This is a genomic window from Pseudomonas sp. Irchel 3F3, assembly GCF_900187545.1.
GTDB classification, from domain to species: Bacteria; Pseudomonadota; Gammaproteobacteria; order Pseudomonadales; family Pseudomonadaceae; genus Aquipseudomonas; species Aquipseudomonas fortuita.
In genome coordinates, this window is the sequence record NZ_FYDS01000007.1 from 387081 (window position 1) to 403828 (window position 16748).

The window sequence follows — 16748 nt, forward strand, 5'->3', positions numbered from 1 at the left end:
CATGAAGAAGCATCTGATCGCATCGTTGCTTGCGAGCGCTATCGCCATGCCGGCATTTGCCAACGAGGCGCCAGAAGCGCCGGCCGCCCAGGGTGGCATGGGGCAGATTGGCGCGACGCAAGCTGGCGAAGCTCCGCCCCAGCCACCGATGAATGGCCTGGGCCGGCAAGTATCCAGTGTTGCTCAAGTGGTCTACCCGCGGCCGGAAGATGTCATCAGCGACACGGTACAGGACGTTCAGGATTCGCAGCTGACGTCGTCGCAGGTAGAGCTGATCAAGCAGCTATGGCTGGAGCGTGAAAAGCAGAAAGCCACGGCCTACATAAGCCCGGCCAAACCTGTGACCCGCACGCTTGCACTGAACCTGGACCCGGGCGTGTCGCCACCCATCGTTCGCCTGAGCAAGGGGCAGCAGTCGTCGATCGTGTTCTCCGACTATGCCGGGCAGCCATGGATGATTCAGAACGTGTCGATCAACCGCGAACTCTTCAGCGACGGGCGCGAGCGAGGCGGTCAGAACGGACAGAACGGCACTGCCGCACCGACCAACATCCTCACCCTGGACCCCGCCACAGCGGCGGCCTACGGCAACGTCACCGTCACCCTGCGCGGGCTGGCCACGCCCATCATCCTGATCCTGGCTGCCGGCCAGGAAGAAGTGGACATGCGCGTGGATGCGAAGGTACCCGGGCGTAATCCGGATGCTGCGGCTTCTGTGGCAATGCTGAGGATGCCGGGTATCGATGATGCGCTGACCTACTTCCTGGATGGTGTGCCGCCGAAAGAGGCCAATCGCCTGAAGGTGACCGGGCTGGAGGGCGTCGAGGCCTGGAGCTATGGCCCGAACATGTACGTGAAAGCCAAGGCTGATGCGCAATACCCGGCCTACACCAACGCTGCGCGAAGCACCACCGGTGTGGCGGTGTATCGCTACGCGGGCCTGCAGAACAGCGTCACGTTCACGACTGGCGGGCAAGCCGTAACCGTCTTCATCGAGCAAGGGAATCTGCAATGAGTGATCACAACATGCCGCCGAACGACTCGGGCTTCGATGAAGAGGACGAGCACCTGGTAGCCGACCGCGACGGGCCGGCTGGCTCGCACGTGAAGAAGGCGCGCAAGTCCGATGAGATGCAGCGCAATCTGCACGCCGTGTTCGGTTCCGGTGTGGGCAAGGTGTCGCTGATCGCGGCCGGCCTGGTGGTGCTTGCGCTGGGGGCGCTGGCCTACAACGGCATGACCAGCAAGGACGAACCTGTCGGCAAGGCCTCTACGGTGGATGTCCCGCGTGCACCGCAGCCCGAGGTGTCGGTCGACCCTATTTCCGCTGCCGAGGCGGAGCGTCGCAACCAGCGAAGCTCGCTGGAGGCCGAGCAGGCTGCCGAGCGCGGCATGTCGTACCAGCCTGGCTTCGACCCCAATATCGTTCAGTCCACCGGCAGGGATGCTGCCCGTGGCCAGAATGCCCAGTTCAATGTGCCCGGGCAGCCGTACAACGATGCCAGCATGCAGCCGCCGCCGATCTATGTCGGGGCGGGGCAGCCGCCCCGCGAGGCCGCCCAGAACCAGCGCGCCGGCGCGAGCAACGCACAGTCTGATGAACAGGAACGCCTGCGCCTGGAAGAGCAGCTGAAAAAGGCCGAGCAGCAGCGCGACCTGTACGTCAACGAGCTCAAGGCCGAGACGCTCAAGTCGATCAAGCAACTGATGGGTGAGTCTGAAAGCGCAAAAGGCTTCGCCGAAAAAAGCAGCTTCAGCACGGTCAGCTATTACCCGACCGAGCGTGCTGGCAGCAGCGAACGTGATGGCGTGTTGCGTGCCGGCAACGACAAGAACAAGAAGGACCCCAACGACATCGAGGCCGTGGGTGACACCGACCGGGAGTTGCTCATCAAGACCGGTACCATCATGTACGCCACGCTGGATGCGGAGGTCAACACCGACGACGGCGGCGACGTGCTGGCAACCATTCGTGGCGGCAAATGGAACGGCTCCAAGCTGATCGGCAAGATCGAACAGGCGCCGGACAACATCCGTGTGAAATTCACCATTCTGGCGCCACCGGTGAACGATTCCCGCCCGACCATGCGCATCAGCGCCGTGGCGCTGCGAGAGGATGATGCCAAGCAGGGTATTGCCGAGACCAAGGACCACCACACCATGGAGCGCTACTTCGCCCTGGGGGCTGCCTCGCTGCTGTCTGGCTACGGTCGGGCTTACCAGCAGACGGCAGGTACCACGATCATCAGCCCCAGCGGTGTAGTGGCCCAGACCACGACCGAGCCTTCGACCAAGCAGGTCATCGGTTCGTCGGTGGGCGAGATGGGTACCGCGATCGCGTCGGAAGTACGCCGTGGGTTCAACCGTCCGGCTACCTACGCAACACCTGCGAACAAAGGCTTTGGCCTGTTCTTCCTGCAAGACGTTCACGATCAATCTCGATAAGGAGTTCGACATGAAGAACTGGTCATTCGGAAAACTCATAGGCGTTTTTGCCGGTAGCTTCGTGGCGCTGATCGTGGTCGCCGTGGTCGTGATCAAGGCCTCCTCGTCGCCGGTCGCCAAGGCCAAGCGCACAGCGCAAATCCAGGCTCAGTCGGCACAACAGCCACGCATGGATGTGCTGAGCATCGAGCTGGCCAAGTCCAGGGAGCAGGCGCAAGCGGCCCTGCAAGCCCAGGAGAACAGTGAAAAGCAACTGAAGATCGTGCGTGAGGAATCGCAGCGCAATACCCAGCTGCTGCTGAGCCAGATCAAGAACCTGGATAACAGCATGTCCCAGCTGGCCCAGCGCATGAACAGCTACGAGCAGAACCGTCAGCGTGTGGAAATCGTCAAGCCGCCGCGCAGGGCGCCAGCACCTGCCGCGTCGCAGGGGTACGCCAGAAGCGCTCACCCGATTCCGCAATCGAGTGGCTACAAAGTGCAGGCCGTGGTCGGGCACCGGGCCTGGGTGAAGAATGGTGAGAGTGAAGACAGCGTAAAGGCCGGCGACACGTTGCCACCGGTGCAGCGCGAATTGAAGGTGCTTTCAGTTGATCGCGACAGCGGTATTGTAGTGACTTCACCCGCTCTTTAAACAAGGACGTTGCCATGGCGGCCGGATTTGCCGATCTAGTAGATGTATTGGTCAATATCGGGAAAGTAATCCCGACGGCGATCATGATGTGCCAGGGTATTGCCGCACTTATCGGTCTTTACCTGACAGGTGCTGCGTTGATTGAAATCTGGGGTGTTACCCATGACAACGCATTGAAGTATGTAGCCGGGCGACAGCGTTTTTCTGTCGGCTCCGCCTGTGTGCAACTGGTGATCGGCTCTATTTTGCTGGCCATTGGCACACTGGAGTGGATGGGGATCATGTCGCGAACGTTGACCGGGGATTATGCCAACTCGCGCATGTTGTCCTATTCCTCTACCGGCACCACGTTGCAGCAACAGGCACAACTGGCCACGCTCGCCCTGCTGGGCATCATGCAGGTGGTCGGTCTGATTGCCATGGTGAAAGGTTGGTTGACGGTAAACGGTTATTACAACAATCAAACTCAGGCCGGCCTGGGGACCGCCAGTGGATGGATCATCGGCGGTGTGCTGGCGTGGAACTTCAAATGGTTCAGCGATGTACTCAACAACACAATCGGATTCAATCTGGTTGGACTTTTCACGCCGTGGTCGTAACGGCTTTTCGAAATATGAAACCCAAGGAGCGTCACTCATGAAAGCACTCAAAACCCTGAAAGCTGCTTACGATTCGGCCAAAGTTCGTGCGACCACTGCAGTTATCGGTGCCCTGGCAGCACCGTCGGCATTTGCCATTACCAAGACTGACCTGACCCAGGACACCTCGGGCGGCAAGACCGCTGACGACGTGATGACCAACATCGACAATACCGCTCAGGGCGGCGCCACGCTGCTGATCTCGCTGGTGTCGATTGGTGGTTTCGTGGTCGTTGCCATTTCGCTGTACACCCTGTGGAAAGCGTCGAAGGATGAGCGTGAAAAGCCGATGTCGGCCATTGTCGGCCTGTTCATCGGTGGCCTGATGGCGGGTGTCGGCACCGTGATGTGGATCATGCGCAACACCATGGTCAACTAAGGCTGCGCGCCGCTGACCCTAAAGCGGGGCGCCAGGCCCCGCAATTTCCAGACAGTTTCGGGGATATCGGACGTGAGCGAAACAAACTCTGCGCAGGGCAGGGCAGTGACTGTGCCCACGCTGGCGAGTGGTTATGTCAGCCGTACTGCCAACCAACCGGTATTCGGCGTGCGCCGGCCACTGTGGCGCTCTGACGATGATCAACGAAAACTGTTCAGTGAAGCGCACAACACACTGCGCACTTCGGTGTGGCAACGCGACAATTACACCTGTCGCTTCTGTGGTTTCAAGTCTGCCAAGTTTCAGGAACTCCATGCACTGGATGGCAATGCCGACAATTGCACCAAGGACAACCTGATCACCGCGTGCAACTTGTGCCGCCAGGTTCATCACCTGGGTGCCTGCGCCATGAATGGCACCGGTTTTTTCGTGGCAGTTCAGGAATTGACACAAACCGAGATCAACAACATTGCCCGGTGCATCTATGTCAATGAGTTGCTCGGCGACAGGGCGGTCAACGAGAAACTGACCAGCCTGTTGGCAGCGTTCCAGTTTCGCGGTGGCGACACGCTCAAGGACGTATTCGGCGGAGAAGTGATCACGGTATTGAGTGTGGCAGAAACCCTCGCAAGCAAAACACTTGTCAGCGATGAAGAATATGAAAGACGTGCTGAATGGTTGGCCCCGCTGCGGCTGTTTCCAACCAAGGGCGCGTTCAAGGATGGGCAGCTTGAATATTACGCGGCCAATAACCGCGCCTTGTTCCTGCCCGGCAACTGGTCGGCATTGACCGGCCAGCTACTGAAGCAATTCGCTTGATGCAACCTGAAGCAGAGCTGATCAGCCTCGCCATTGAGAACCTTACACAGGAAGAACAAGGAAATGTTTAACAAACTCGAGGCGGTGATCCTGACGGTTCTGAGCCAGCTCAAGGCAGACGTGCAGGACTATTGCGACCTTGAAACGGTCGACGGTGGGCAGTCCATCGTCGCCAACGACGGTTCACTGGCGTCCATCGTACGTTTCAACGGCACCAAGAGCGTACTGGGGCGCGAACAGTTCGAGCGCCTGGTGAGCCTGCTGGAAGCGTCGCTTTCGGTGTACTTCAAGGTGCGCGGCCATCACCTGCAGATTGTCTTCAGCCGCGACCTGGATGCGACTGCGCCGCTGGAGCAGAACGCCTCGCAGCAGGCAGCAACTGCCGAGCGGTTGAACCTCAACGTGCGGCACCTGATCAACGAGGGCGTGAGCAAGTACGCCCAGTATGTGTATGACGAAGAATGCTACCTGGTGTTCTGGTCGCGGCCCGCGCTGCTTGACCAGACCGAACGGTCGATGGCGCGCGAGGCGCTGAACGAGTTCAGGAAGGCATCGGAATGGCCGGCCACCGCCGAAGCGCAGAACCTGTTGCGGCCCATTTCCTACCTCAAGGACCGCCACCTTTCCTTTGTCACCAAGATTTCCGAAGACCTGACGTCCCCCGAGTTCGGTTGCTCGGCGGATGTGCTCGACGTCAGTGAAGCAATCCGCGCCATCCGCGCGAAGGTGAACCCCGACATCACGCCGCGTACCTGGAAGCCCTACATTCCGGGCAGCGCCATTCCGATGCGCTGGAAGACCAGCAAGCGCAGTGGGGACATGTCAGAGTTCATGTACCCCACGCTGCCCAGCCAGATCATGGTCACGTCGGCTGAAATCGGCAGTGGCGAGCGCACCAGTCTGCTGCCCGACCCTACCAGCGTGCGGGTTGGCTCGCGCGTGTATGCGCCGTTGCTGATGTCGATTCCACCGGCAGAGCCGCAATACTTCAACACCCTGTTCAACAGCCTCAACCGCGCGGAAACCCAGGAAAACGGTGTGTCACGCGCCTTGCCGTATTCGGTGTCGATCATGCTGTCGTCCGATGGCATGAGCGTGCTGGCCTGGAAAAGCCTGTTTGCCCAGTTGCTTTCGGTAACCTCCGAGCAGAACCGCAACATCAACCTGGCCACCAAGGAGCTGCGCGAGCGGGTGCGTGACGGTGAGTGCATGGTCAAGCTGCAGGTTGCCGCCATGACCTGGGCCAGCCCGGACGAGAAAGGCGTGAAGGAGCTTGCGCTGCGCAAGTCGAAGCTCTGGCGCACGCTGGAGTCGTGGGGCCAACCGGTGTTCATCGAGCGTACCGGCAACCCGATGCAGGCGTTCCAGTCCAACTGCCTGGCCTTGACCACCAAGCATCTTGGCGACCCTGCCGCAGCGCCGCTTGGCGATGCCGTGGCCATGCTGCCGCTGACCCGGCCAGCCTCGCCGTTCCAGGAGGGTTCGACCATCTACCGCAGCCTGGACGGCAAGATCCTCAAGTACCAGCGTTTCTCGTCTCAGCAGACCACCTGGATCACGCTGATCGCAGGCAAGCCGGGTTCGGGCAAGTCGGTGCTGATGAACAACAACCACTTCGAATCCTGCCTGATGCCGGGCCTGACCGGCCTGCCTTACATCGGCATCACCGACATCGGGATTTCCTCGTCCGGTTTCTGTGACCTGGTGCGCGACAACCTGCCCCCCCGGCTTCATCACCTGGTGGTGTACAAACGTTTGCAGAATGCCAGGAAAGACTGCATCAACCCGCTGGATACGCCGTTGGGCCAACGTTATCCACTGCCGAAAGACCGTGAGTTCAACAAGAACTTCCTGACCATTCTAGTGACGCCGCCCGAGCGCGAAAAACCCTATGAAGGGATGAGCAACTTCGTCGGCCGGATGGTTGACCTGGCCTACCGGCGCAAGGACGACAAGATCGAGCGGGCCAGCCCGGAAACCTACAAGCCGGGGCACAACGATGTCGTGGATACTGCCGTGGCGCAGCTTGGCTTCCGGATTCTTCCGGCGACCACCTACTGGGAGCTGGTCGACGCGATGTTCGATGCCGGCATGGTGTACGAGGCAGAGGTGACCCAGCGCTACGCGGTGCCAACCCTCAATGACCTGGTGGCGGTGGCGTCGACCGAGGAGGTGCGGGCCGAATACGAGGGGTCCGGCGAGGTCGGGCGTAGCCTGGTCGACGCCTTCATCCTGGGTATCCGCGAGGCGGTGGGTGACTTCCCGGTGTTCTCCGATCACACCCGCTTTGACGTGGGCAGTGCCCGCATCGTGGCCCTCGACCTGCAGGACGTGGCGCTGCAAGGCTCTGCATCGGCGAAAAAGCAGACGGCCTTGATGTACATGATCGCCCGCCAGTGCTTCATGAAGAAGGTGGCCTTCTCGAAGGAGGACTTCCCGTTCTTCACCGAGAAGTACCTGCCATTCTACGAGCGCCTGGTGGCGGACCTGGTGGATGAATACAAGGTCATGTGCATGGACGAATTCCACAAGACCGGTGGCCACGTGGGCTTGCAGGAGCAGATGCAGACCGATGGCCGTGAGGCCCGTAAGTGGAACATGGAGATCATCCTGGCTTCGCAGTTGATGGAAGACTTCGGCCAGCTGACCAAGATCGCCACGGCCACCTTCATCCTCGACTCGGGTACCAAGGAGACCCGCGACTGGCTGCGCAAGAACATCGGCCTGTCCGACACCGAGGAGCATGCGCTGGTCAACTTCGTGCACGGGGCCAACAAGCATGGCTGTACCTTCCTGGCGCGCTTCGAAACCAAGAACGCCACCTACAGCCAGCTGTTCACCATGTCTGCAGGGCCGATGCGCCTGTGGGCACTGACCACCACCGCCGAGGACCGGAAACTGCGCACCATGCTCTACGAGCACATGCCGCGCCCGGACGCACTCGCATTGCTGGCCCGCCGCTTCCCGTCGGGTGGCTGCAAGGACATGGTGGAGCGGCTCAAGCGCGAGACGTTCAAGGATGTCGAGTTCGTCGATGACGACATGGAGCAGTCCGTGATTGCGCGCATCGCCAAGGATCTGGTCGCTGACTACATCAGCGCCAGTGCATACGAAGACGTAGTGTGAGGGAGTGACAGATGGCTCAGTACAAGGGCGCATCCCGTCAGCATGAAGTCAGCACCAGCCGGCGGCGCAAAGACACGCGCCTGGCCGGGCAGCGCTTCAGCGATTTTTTCCAGTCTGCTGATGGCGCAGTGTTTGGCACCTTCGCGCTGCCGATCCTGGCGCTGGTTTCGATCAAGGTGCCCTTCTCGGGTGAGCTGCTGTTGCTGCTGGCCTGGGTGTTCAAGCGAAAGTTCGTCGATGTCGAAAACCGTGCCTTCGATTTCCCTTACCGGGTACCCAAGCTGGCGGATGTCAATGACGGCTCGTACAAGGGCAAAAAGAAAGGCGAGGGGGTTACCCTTTTCGGCAATGACCTGGAGACCCGGGAGCAGATCTACGCCGGCGACAGCGACCTGAGGACGCACCAGCTGGTGTTGGGCACCACGGGCTCCGGTAAGCCGCAGCCCAAGCATGCCAAGGTGCTGACGCCGGGCGGTTGGGTGGAAATGGGCCGCATCCGGGTCGGAGACAGCGTGTGCACGCCCGATGGCAAGCAGGCTGCGGTGCTGCGGGTGATCGAGCAGGGCGTTCAGCCGATCTGGACGATTGCCACCCGCGACGGCCGCAGGGCCCAGGCCACCGGTGACCACCTGTGGCGAGTGCTTACACGCGGCGAGGATGGTAGCGAAGCAGCGCACACCGTGACGACCGATGCCATCCGTGAGCTGATGGGGCGTGGCGTGGTGGTGATGCTGCCCAAGGTGCGCAAGAAGCGTGGGTCTGCCAAGTTCAATGGCTGGGCCGAGGTGTGGAAGGTAGACGCTGCCGGGCAGGCGCCCTGCCAGTGCATCGAGATCGATCACCCACACCACCTGTATATCACCGACGACAGCCTGGTCACCCATAACACCGAGCTGTTGCTCGGCATCGTGTTCAACGCCCTGGTGCAGAACACGGGTTTCATCTACGTCGACGGCAAGGGTGACCCCAAGCTGCAGAAGGAAATCTTCCGCCTGTCGCGCTACCTCGGCCGCGAAGATGACCTGTTGATCATCAACTTCATCACCTCTGGCCGCGACTTCGTCGAGAAGCAGGTCGACAAGGTGACCAACAACATGAACATGATGGGGAATACCTCGTCGGGCATGTTGATCGAGCTGATCGTGTCGCTGATGGATGACTCCGGTGGCGGCGGCGACATGTGGAAGGGGCGGGCGATCATGTTCGTGGCAGCCCTGACGCGGCCGCTGACCTATCTGCGGGACAAGGGTCACATCAACCTGTCCCCCGAGAAGTACCTGGAGTACTTCGAGCTGAACGTGATCGAAGAACTGGTGTGGGAGCACGGCGGCAAGTACGGCGAGATGTTCGATGTGATCGTGGCCCCGCTGCGCTCCTACCTGCTGACGCTGCCGGGTTACCAGAAGGCGAAGTTCAAGAAGCAGGAAACCAAGACCCTGGAGCAGCACGGCTACATCGTCATGCAGCTCGGGCGGATCTTCAACGACCTGACCTTCAACTACGGCCATATCTTCAAGACACGCGTCGGTGACGTGGACTTCTACGATGTGGTGATCAACCGCCGCTTGCTGGTGGTGCTGCTGCCGGCGCTGGAGCGTGCACCTGACAGCATGCGCATGCTTGGCAAGATGATTGTAGGCAGCATCAAGCAGATGATGGCCGGCTGCCTGGGCAACCGGGTCGAAGGGGTGGTACGCGAAATCATCGACAGCCGGCCAACGGGCTCCAAGTTCCCGTTCTATACCATCCTCGACGAATATGGCTATTACGCCGTGGTCGGCTTCGCCGTGGCCCCGGCCCAGGCGCGTAGCCTGGGCTTCAGTGTCACCTTCGCGGCGCAGGACTTTTCCTCGCTGAAGAAATCCAGCGCCGAAGAAGCGGATGCCACCTGGGAAAACACCAACATCCGCGCCGTCGGCCGCCTGACCTCGGGCACCGAATCGGAAACCTGGCGGCGCGTGCAGGGCGCGGCGGCCGAGTCTTCGCAGGCCATGCTGGGTAATTTCGAACGCACTGCGGGGAACGAAAAGCTGCGCCAGTCGGACAACATCGGCATCGAGCAGCGCAGCCGGTTGAACTACGACGACGTTGCCATGCAGGAAAACGGCGAGTTCACCTTCCTGGTCGGCAAGAAATCGCAGAATGGCAAAACCGGCGGTGTGGCCCTTATCCGCGGCATGGGCTTCTACACAGCCGGCCCGGCACCGAAAGAAATGCGCATCAACGATTTCATCCCGGTCGAGCCGCCCGAGCCGTCAGACCTTCCGCAGAACAGGCAATCGCGCCAGGCATTTGTCGACAGCCTGAAAGATGGCTCGTTCGCCAGGCGGGTGCGGGCGGTGGTCAAGGGCGACCCTACCTTTGCCCGTATGCACAGTGCGTTCGAACACAACTACGCAGACCCCGACCGGCCACTGCTGGGTAGGCTGGATACTTCGTTCGCCGTGCTCGGGGGGTATTTGACCGGTGCGTTGAAAAAGCCGGCTCCGGCTGCGCCATCTCCGCAGCAGGTGCTGGAGACACCCGTTACGCCACCCGCTGCGCCCGTAGCGGCAGCCCAGGAGGATCCACTGAGCCCGGGGGCGATCGAGGCGAGCATTCTGGCGGTGGCGGACCTGATCGTCGGGAACACGGTGGCGCCAGAAGTGCCCGCTGTTGCGGCTGCGGACGAGCAGACGCTGGACGATGAATGGGCCCGTGAACTGGCAATCGTCATGCCCAAGCAAATGCTCGACATGCAAGTGATGGCTGCCGGTGAAGGGTTTGCATCGCTGTCGGACAAGTGGGCCGCCGAAGAACGCATCCGCGAAGCCTGCGATGCCATCGCTCGCGAAACGGCCTATTCCGTAGCGCCCGCGCCTGAGGCGCAGGATGTGGCGGGTATGCGTGAACGGTTGAATGAACTGCAGGCGCAATGCCGCGCGCTGATGAAGAACAAACCGCATGAGTAGGCATCGAGCCCCCCGTCCACTGGTCGGAAGCAGATTCTAATTGGTGTCATAAATTGACGACGATAGATATCTAACAGATAATCAGAAACTAGAATTTTTGCATGCCAGGGTGACGTGATGGGGTTGTTCGATTCAGGGAAGAAGGCAGCGAAGTTCGCGTTCATCACCATGCCCATGGCGGCCTTGGGCGTGAACCAGCTGCGCATGGGCAACCAGCACATCAAGTCGCTGTGGCGTTCCAATTTCAGCCCCACTTGCCCCGAGTGCGAGCGCGGGGTCCTGCTCAAGACCGAAGGCGATCATCAGGAGCTTGAGCAGAGCCCGAAAGGCAAGCTGCGTGTGCTGCACAGCTGGGGCTGCAACAACTGTGACTTCGCCTTGTTCGAAGAGGACAATGTCAAAAAGGTCCGCGAGCATGCTGCGCGCTACCGCAATGAGCGCGTCAAGGCACAGCTGACGACCATCGAGCGCGACGAACTCGACCGTATCGCCCGCAACCACCGGCTGCATTCCAGGGCGTTTTTCATCGCCAGCCTTTTCGCCGTTGCCGGGTTCGTCTACATGCTGGCGACCGGCGCCGGCATCATGATCGCCCTGAACTGGTTGTCGATCGGCTTTGCGCTGTGGGTATTCGGCATGAAGAAGTCCTATCGCAGCTGGCAGGTCTCGACCGGGCAGCTGTTTGTCGAAGGCGCGTTCTGGTTCTGGTTCCAGCATCAGAAGTGGATTATCTGAACATGGCACGCAACGGGCTCCAATGGGTAGTCGCCGTGCTGGCGCTGTGGTCTGCGCAAGTGCTGGCCGACGACTTCTATGCCGTGCGGCCTGCGGATATCGACTGCGTCGTGCAGGCCGCACAGCGCCAGGGTGTGCCGGCCAACGTGCTGCTGGCCATTTCCAGCAAGGAGAGCGGGAAGAACGGGCAAAGCGTGTCGAACAGCAACGGCACCTTCGACCTTGGCCACTTCCAGATCAATACCACCCACTGGGGGCCGAAAGGCGTATTTGCCTCGTACCCGGCCATTACCAAATCCGATGTCGCCTGGCGCGGTTGCTACAACGCAGAGCTGGCGGCCTGGCTGCTGCGCCAGAAGCTTGCCGAGAACAATGGTCAGGACTTCTGGACCCGTGCGGCCAACTACCACTCCCGCACCCGCAAATTCAACGACATCTACAAGAAAGACCTGATCCCGCTCGCGGTGAAATGGGGCAAATACCTTGAACGGCAGCGCCATGACCGGCTGGTGGTCAGCTACCAGTAACCAGGCCGCCGCAGGTTGCCCCTGCGCAGGGTCGATCAGAATGACAAACTTCAGGAGTTTTTAAATGAAAGGAATGCTCATGGGTGCACGCTGCTGCAAGGCCGGAGGCGTGCTGCTGGCATTGGTTGCGCTGGGGGGCTGTGCCAGTTCTGCCAAACCGACCACCGACGACACCGAGGCGTTTGCCAGCCGGATCATCGCCGACAAGGTATCGGTAGCGGTCAACTCTCAGCACAACTACGTGTCGCGCCTGAACGCTGACCGTGTGCAAGCCGCCTCTCGCCAGGCTGCGGTCGACACCGACCAGGTGGATATCGATTTCATCGGCAAGCCCCAGGAGCTGCTGCAGACCTTCGCCAGCCGCTACGGCTATGCCTACGTCGAGAGCGGCAAGCGTGTGGACCTCAAGCCCATCAACGTGTGGGTCCGCAAGGCTACCCCGATCAACGTGCTCAAGGATGTGGGCGCGCAGATCGACACCGGTGCCGATGTGGTGCTCGACAAGAGCACCAATACCCTGCGCCTGATCTACAAGCCGGTACCGTTGGCGCTGGGGAGGGGCTGAACATGGCGATGGACATGCCCCCGATGACCCTTGAGGACGCCGAGCGCCTCTATGACAAGCCTGCCTACGTTCAGCAGCAGGGCGACACCGGCGATGCCAAGTCCGCTGTCGAGGCCATGCGCGATGAGAAGAACCAGGCATCGGCAGCCCGTGGCGAAGCCATTCTCGATGCCGCGCTGCAGGTCGGTGTAAAGGCTGGCCTGGCCTGGCAGCTCACCAACATCAACAAGGCGCTGAAGGTGCGCGAGCGCGAGTTCGATACGGTCTATGACTTCAGCAGCCTGATGATCCAGGACCGCGTGGTGCCGCCGGTGATCACCGAGGCGCGCCACCTGTACAACCAGGACGGCGATTACACGCTGCGCCTGTCGGGGGCGGCCTACAAGATCGAATCGCAGGCGCGCTTTTCGTCCGTTCCGCCAAGCTGGCGCGAGTACCTGACCTTCCCGCTGCCCAGCTTCGACCGCACCTCGCTGGTTTCTGCGCTGGTGCCGCGTTCCGACGAGGAAGAGCGGGTATGGAAACTGGCTGTACGTGAAGGCTGGAAGCAAGGCGTCGAGCAGGCAAACCTGATGCTGACCTACGGCTTCGACCGGATGAACCGCGATATCGATGGCATGCGCCGTTTCAGTGAGTTTGCCCGCCACGGCCAGGTCACCCTGCCGATCATCTCCGGAGCGGCCATCCCTGTTACCAAGGAAGGGCGGTCGATGGCGGTGGACGAAACCCTGTTGCGCATCACGGCGCTGCCAGAATTCAACGACAACATGAATGTCTGGCGCAGCTCGATTGCCACCTCCACCACCGCCGATCCGGTGCGACGTGCTGCGCCAGCCCGTGCCGCAAACCCGGCACCGTCGCCGGCCGCCGCCCGTCAGCCTGCAGCGGCCGAGGCATTCGCGGCCCCCGGTGGCAGCCGCTTGCGCACGCAGCCCGCTGCCGGTGAAGGCGGGCCGCAATGAAGCAGGACTTCCACGATGACGTGATGATGCTGGAGCCGGGCGCACTGATCGAGCGCCTGGAGCGGCTGACCAGCTACGAAGACCCGTTTCGCTTCGACCGCGCCGACCAGTTCAAGGCGATGATGCTGGAAACCCTTACCCATGGCGTCAGCGATATCTTCATCCAGCCCGCATTGCCGGTGGTGGTGAAGAAGTACGGGCGGTTGTATGCGGTCACCCGCCGTACGCTCGATGTCGGGGAAGTCAACGAACTGTTGAAGATGGCGGCCAACCGGGACACCGCCACTACCGATATCGTGTCCGGGACGGCGGTCAACGAGCGGTACGAGTTGTTCGACCCGCAGCGCAAGGATGCGCGAGGCGCCCGCCTGCGTTATGCCTACCGGGTAAACGCCTCGCCTATTGCCTGCCATGGCGATACGTCCTGCCAGATTGTCATCCGGGCCATTCCCGATGACCCGCCCCGAATCCAGGACGTCGGTTTGAGCGAGGACATCGTCAGAATGGCCACGCCGCGTGATGGCATCGTCTATGTGGCCGGGGCCACGGGCCATGGCAAGACCACCACGTTTGCCGCCATCAACCGTTTCATTCTGGAAAACGACACGCCGATCAAGGGCAACCTGATCAGCCATGAAGAGCCGATCGAGTTCACCTACGACAAGATCCAGAGCAAGCATTCGATCTTCGTGCAGTCGCAAATTCCCACGCACTTCAAGGATTTCTACCGGGCCAACCGCGAGGCCATGCGGCGTGCCCCCGGCCTGTGTGTAATTGGCGAATTGCGAGACCAGGAAACCATTCGTGCGGCGGTCGAGCTGTCGCTGACTGGCCACCCGGTGTTCGGCACGGTCCACGCCAAGGACGTGGCGGCGATCATGCGCCGGATGATCTCCCGCTTCCCCGAACAGGAACGGGCGACGGCCATCTACGACCTGGTCGACACCAGCCGTTTCATGATGGCGCAAAAGCTGGTGCCAACGGTCGATGGCAAGCGCACGGCGGCGCGCTCTTGGCTGAAATTCACCGAGCAGGTGCGTGACACCTTGATGGACCTGACCGACATGGGGCGGGTTACCCAGCGTGTCGCCGAGTTCGTGCGCGATGAAGGGCATACGTTTGCTGCCGAGGCGGACCGCCTGCTGGCAGCGGGCGTGATCAACGAAGCGGCTGCCCGCGACTTGCGCCACGGCTGAGCCGGGGCTCTCGTAAAGGCTACCCAACAGAATTCAGGGGAAGAACATGGCAACAGGACGGTATCACTGGAGCAGAAGTGCTCCACCCGCACGTTTCTTCGTGATCAACGCAAGCGCTGCCTTGCCTTGGTTGCTGTTGTTGCTGGTGCCGGCGCTGTGGAAGTTTCTGCTGCCGCTGGCGTTGTGCATGACGCTCGGGCTGGTCTACATCGAAGTGGTCAAGAAAATGACCGTACGCGCTGTTTTTCGTCAGGCTGCGGTGTTCATGGTGGGGCGTGTGCGTACCACCCACAACATCCTCAAAGAGCTGGTCAGGTAGGGGCACGGCAGGCATGACCGGCGAAAATCTTTGTGGCGGCAGAAGGGGCGTAGAATGAAGCAGCAAGGCGGTGGGCAAAAAAGTTTCACGTGGGATGATCCCGCGATATTGATAGGGATCATCGTGGTGCTTTACCTGGGGGGGTGGGGTGCCTGGTACTTCGCCCACGAAAAGATTTCCGCCGCCTACACCTACATCCGCTACGTTGAACTCTGGTTGCCGAGCGTGCTTGGCGACTTTGCGGACATACCGGGTATTTCGTCGATCAACGAATGGGTCGGGCGCATGTGTGCGCCCGACGGCATTGTGGGCGCCTGCCAGCGTGACTTTTCAAACGTGGCGTGGGGCGAAATTACCTCGTCCTCCCTGTTCATGAACGGGTTCTTGCTGGTACTCATGGTAGTGCTTTCGGTGCGCATGTTCCTGCGCATAAACAAGACCCACCCCAAGCTCAGGTTCACCCGGACACACAACATCAAGAGCTATGTGCAAGAGAACAAGGCGCAGTACCCGCACCTGCGGATGTTCGCCGAGCTCGACCTGATCGCCCAGCCACTGGACCACCCTGTATTCGGCATGTCGCAGACCTCCCGCCAGTTTGCCTACGAGCATCTGCTGATCAGTGGCTGGCAAGCGCAGTCGGACCGAAGCTGGGCGCCGACGCTCGACCGTGAGAAGGCCACCGAAGTGATGCGGCGTCAGTTGGGCCAACACTGGACCCGGGTTGGCAGCTTGTCTGCGGCGGAAACCCTGCTGGTGGCAATTGCCTTGCCACGGGTGGTTGCCACAGACACGTCGCTCGATGACGAAGCCTTCAAGGCGGCGATGGCCGACAGCGACTACATGGTTGCGTGGTGTTGGGACCAGTTCAAGGCGCCTTCGGCGAAGGGGGGTAAAGGCGCTGGTGCCGCCGACCCTTATGCCTGGCTGAAGCCTGAGGTGCCACTGGAGGTGCCGCGGGCAATCATCCAGAAATACATAAAGCACCCTAACGCCAGTGCGATCCTGCATGCCCATGCGTTCGTCAGGACCATTATCTTCGCCATGTTCTTCCAGGCGCGGCGCCTGGGCGTGTTGCCTCCCGCCGAGATGCGCTGGCTGCGCTTTTTCGACAGGGACATGTGGTATGCCCTGCAGACGATCGGGCGCCAGGCCGGGTTCCCGGAGGCGCCGGGCATCCTGTCGCACTTCCTTTATGAGTGCAAGGCAGGTGCATCGCTGGCGGAGCCCCAGCTGGACAAGGCAGTCAATGGCCTTGAACAGGCCATGTCGGCGTACAAGTATACCGACGCCGACAAGAAGCGTTACGAGGCCGTCCAGGAAGAGAAGGAAGCCGCGGCACGGAAGGCGATGCACGATGAGAAAATGACATGAAGTGGCACTGCTGAGCCGGCAGTTCGCTGTCAGAGGGTCATCATTCAATATGACCCTTTTTTGTTTTTTAGTGCCTTT

At 60.9% G+C, this 16748-nt stretch carries 15 protein-coding genes; all 15 read left to right on the plus strand.

What is annotated here, in order from left to right:
- Position 1 precedes the first annotated feature (1 nt).
- The 15 genes from CKW35_RS17905 (at position 2) to CKW35_RS17975 (ending at position 16670) form a co-directional block, all read left to right on the plus strand.
- Complete coding sequence (locus tag CKW35_RS17905; protein WP_016489305.1) at positions 2–1015, plus strand: DotH/IcmK family type IV secretion protein; 1014 nt, start codon at positions 2–4, stop codon at positions 1013–1015.
- Positions 1012–2445 (plus strand): DotG/IcmE/VirB10 family protein, encoded by a 1434-nt coding sequence (locus tag CKW35_RS17910; RefSeq protein WP_016489304.1) that lies wholly within the window; start codon positions 1012–1014, stop codon positions 2443–2445. Before CKW35_RS17905 ends, CKW35_RS17910 begins: the two co-directional genes overlap by 4 nt.
- A gap of 10 nt (positions 2446–2455) precedes the next feature.
- Positions 2456–3079 carry a hypothetical protein gene (locus tag CKW35_RS17915; protein ID WP_016489303.1) on the plus strand — a complete coding sequence of 208 codons (624 nt, stop codon included), beginning with the start codon at positions 2456–2458 and terminating at the stop codon, positions 3077–3079.
- Between the two features lie 14 nt (positions 3080–3093).
- Positions 3094–3678 (plus strand): hypothetical protein, encoded by a 585-nt coding sequence (locus tag CKW35_RS17920; RefSeq protein ID WP_016489302.1) that lies wholly within the window; start codon positions 3094–3096, stop codon positions 3676–3678.
- A 37-nt stretch (positions 3679–3715) separates the two neighbouring features.
- A complete protein-coding gene (locus CKW35_RS17925; RefSeq protein ID WP_016489301.1) occupies positions 3716–4096 on the plus strand; it encodes a hypothetical protein in 381 nt (126 codons plus the stop codon).
- Between the two features lie 72 nt (positions 4097–4168).
- A complete protein-coding gene (locus CKW35_RS17930) occupies positions 4169–4915 on the plus strand; it encodes an HNH endonuclease (RefSeq protein WP_024717374.1) in 747 nt (248 codons plus the stop codon).
- Positions 4916–4978: 63 nt separating this feature from the next.
- Positions 4979–8041 carry a type IV secretion system protein IcmB/DotO gene (locus CKW35_RS17935; protein WP_016489299.1) on the plus strand — a complete coding sequence of 1021 codons (3063 nt, stop codon included), beginning with the start codon at positions 4979–4981 and terminating at the stop codon, positions 8039–8041.
- A gap of 11 nt (positions 8042–8052) precedes the next feature.
- Positions 8053–10992, plus strand: coding sequence for a hypothetical protein (locus CKW35_RS17940; RefSeq protein WP_023047877.1), 2940 nt, complete (start codon positions 8053–8055; stop codon positions 10990–10992).
- Between the two features lie 117 nt (positions 10993–11109).
- Positions 11110–11727: a hypothetical protein gene (locus CKW35_RS17945; RefSeq protein ID WP_060518529.1), complete on the plus strand. Its 618-nt coding sequence runs from the start codon at positions 11110–11112 to the stop codon at positions 11725–11727.
- 2 nt (positions 11728–11729) lie between these two features.
- Positions 11730–12254: a transglycosylase SLT domain-containing protein gene (locus CKW35_RS17950; RefSeq protein ID WP_016489296.1), complete on the plus strand. Its 525-nt coding sequence runs from the start codon at positions 11730–11732 to the stop codon at positions 12252–12254.
- A gap of 64 nt (positions 12255–12318) precedes the next feature.
- The gene (locus CKW35_RS17955) at positions 12319–12819 is read left to right on the plus strand and encodes a DotD/TraH family lipoprotein (RefSeq protein WP_231995295.1); all 501 of its coding nucleotides are present in this window, start codon (positions 12319–12321) and stop codon (positions 12817–12819) included.
- 14 nt (positions 12820–12833) lie between these two features.
- Positions 12834–13781, plus strand: coding sequence for a type IV secretory system conjugative DNA transfer family protein (locus CKW35_RS17960; RefSeq protein ID WP_224372393.1), 948 nt, complete (start codon positions 12834–12836; stop codon positions 13779–13781).
- Positions 13778–14977, plus strand: coding sequence for an ATPase, T2SS/T4P/T4SS family (locus CKW35_RS17965; protein WP_016489293.1), 1200 nt, complete (start codon positions 13778–13780; stop codon positions 14975–14977). Before CKW35_RS17960 ends, CKW35_RS17965 begins: the two co-directional genes overlap by 4 nt.
- 46 nt (positions 14978–15023) lie before the next feature.
- Positions 15024–15296, plus strand: coding sequence for a hypothetical protein (locus CKW35_RS17970; RefSeq protein ID WP_172455929.1), 273 nt, complete (start codon positions 15024–15026; stop codon positions 15294–15296).
- A gap of 54 nt (positions 15297–15350) precedes the next feature.
- A complete protein-coding gene (locus tag CKW35_RS17975) occupies positions 15351–16670 on the plus strand; it encodes a hypothetical protein (protein WP_060518527.1) in 1320 nt (439 codons plus the stop codon).
- Positions 16671–16748: the final 78 nt, after the last annotated feature.

Bases quoted from the DNA above. Each gene is read 5' to 3' on its own strand.
- CKW35_RS17905 (WP_016489305.1), top strand. From the start codon at position 2: ATGAAGAAGCATCTGATCGCATCGTTGCTTGCGAGCGCTATCGCCATG.
- CKW35_RS17910 (WP_016489304.1), top strand. From the start codon at position 1,012: ATGAGTGATCACAACATGCCGCCGAACGACTCGGGCTTCGATGAAGAG.
- CKW35_RS17915 (WP_016489303.1), top strand. From the start codon at position 2,456: ATGAAGAACTGGTCATTCGGAAAACTCATAGGCGTTTTTGCCGGTAGC.
- CKW35_RS17920 (WP_016489302.1), top strand. From the start codon at position 3,094: ATGGCGGCCGGATTTGCCGATCTAGTAGATGTATTGGTCAATATCGGG.
- CKW35_RS17925 (WP_016489301.1), top strand. From the start codon at position 3,716: ATGAAAGCACTCAAAACCCTGAAAGCTGCTTACGATTCGGCCAAAGTT.
- CKW35_RS17935 (WP_016489299.1), top strand. From the start codon at position 4,979: ATGTTTAACAAACTCGAGGCGGTGATCCTGACGGTTCTGAGCCAGCTC.
- CKW35_RS17940 (WP_023047877.1), top strand. From the start codon at position 8,053: ATGGCTCAGTACAAGGGCGCATCCCGTCAGCATGAAGTCAGCACCAGC.
- CKW35_RS17945 (WP_060518529.1), top strand. From the start codon at position 11,110: ATGGGGTTGTTCGATTCAGGGAAGAAGGCAGCGAAGTTCGCGTTCATC.
- CKW35_RS17950 (WP_016489296.1), top strand. From the start codon at position 11,730: ATGGCACGCAACGGGCTCCAATGGGTAGTCGCCGTGCTGGCGCTGTGG.
- CKW35_RS17955 (WP_231995295.1), top strand. From the start codon at position 12,319: ATGAAAGGAATGCTCATGGGTGCACGCTGCTGCAAGGCCGGAGGCGTG.
- CKW35_RS17960 (WP_224372393.1), top strand. From the start codon at position 12,834: ATGCCCCCGATGACCCTTGAGGACGCCGAGCGCCTCTATGACAAGCCT.
- CKW35_RS17965 (WP_016489293.1), top strand. From the start codon at position 13,778: ATGAAGCAGGACTTCCACGATGACGTGATGATGCTGGAGCCGGGCGCA.
- CKW35_RS17970 (WP_172455929.1), top strand. From the start codon at position 15,024: ATGGCAACAGGACGGTATCACTGGAGCAGAAGTGCTCCACCCGCACGT.
- CKW35_RS17975 (WP_060518527.1), top strand. From the start codon at position 15,351: ATGAAGCAGCAAGGCGGTGGGCAAAAAAGTTTCACGTGGGATGATCCC.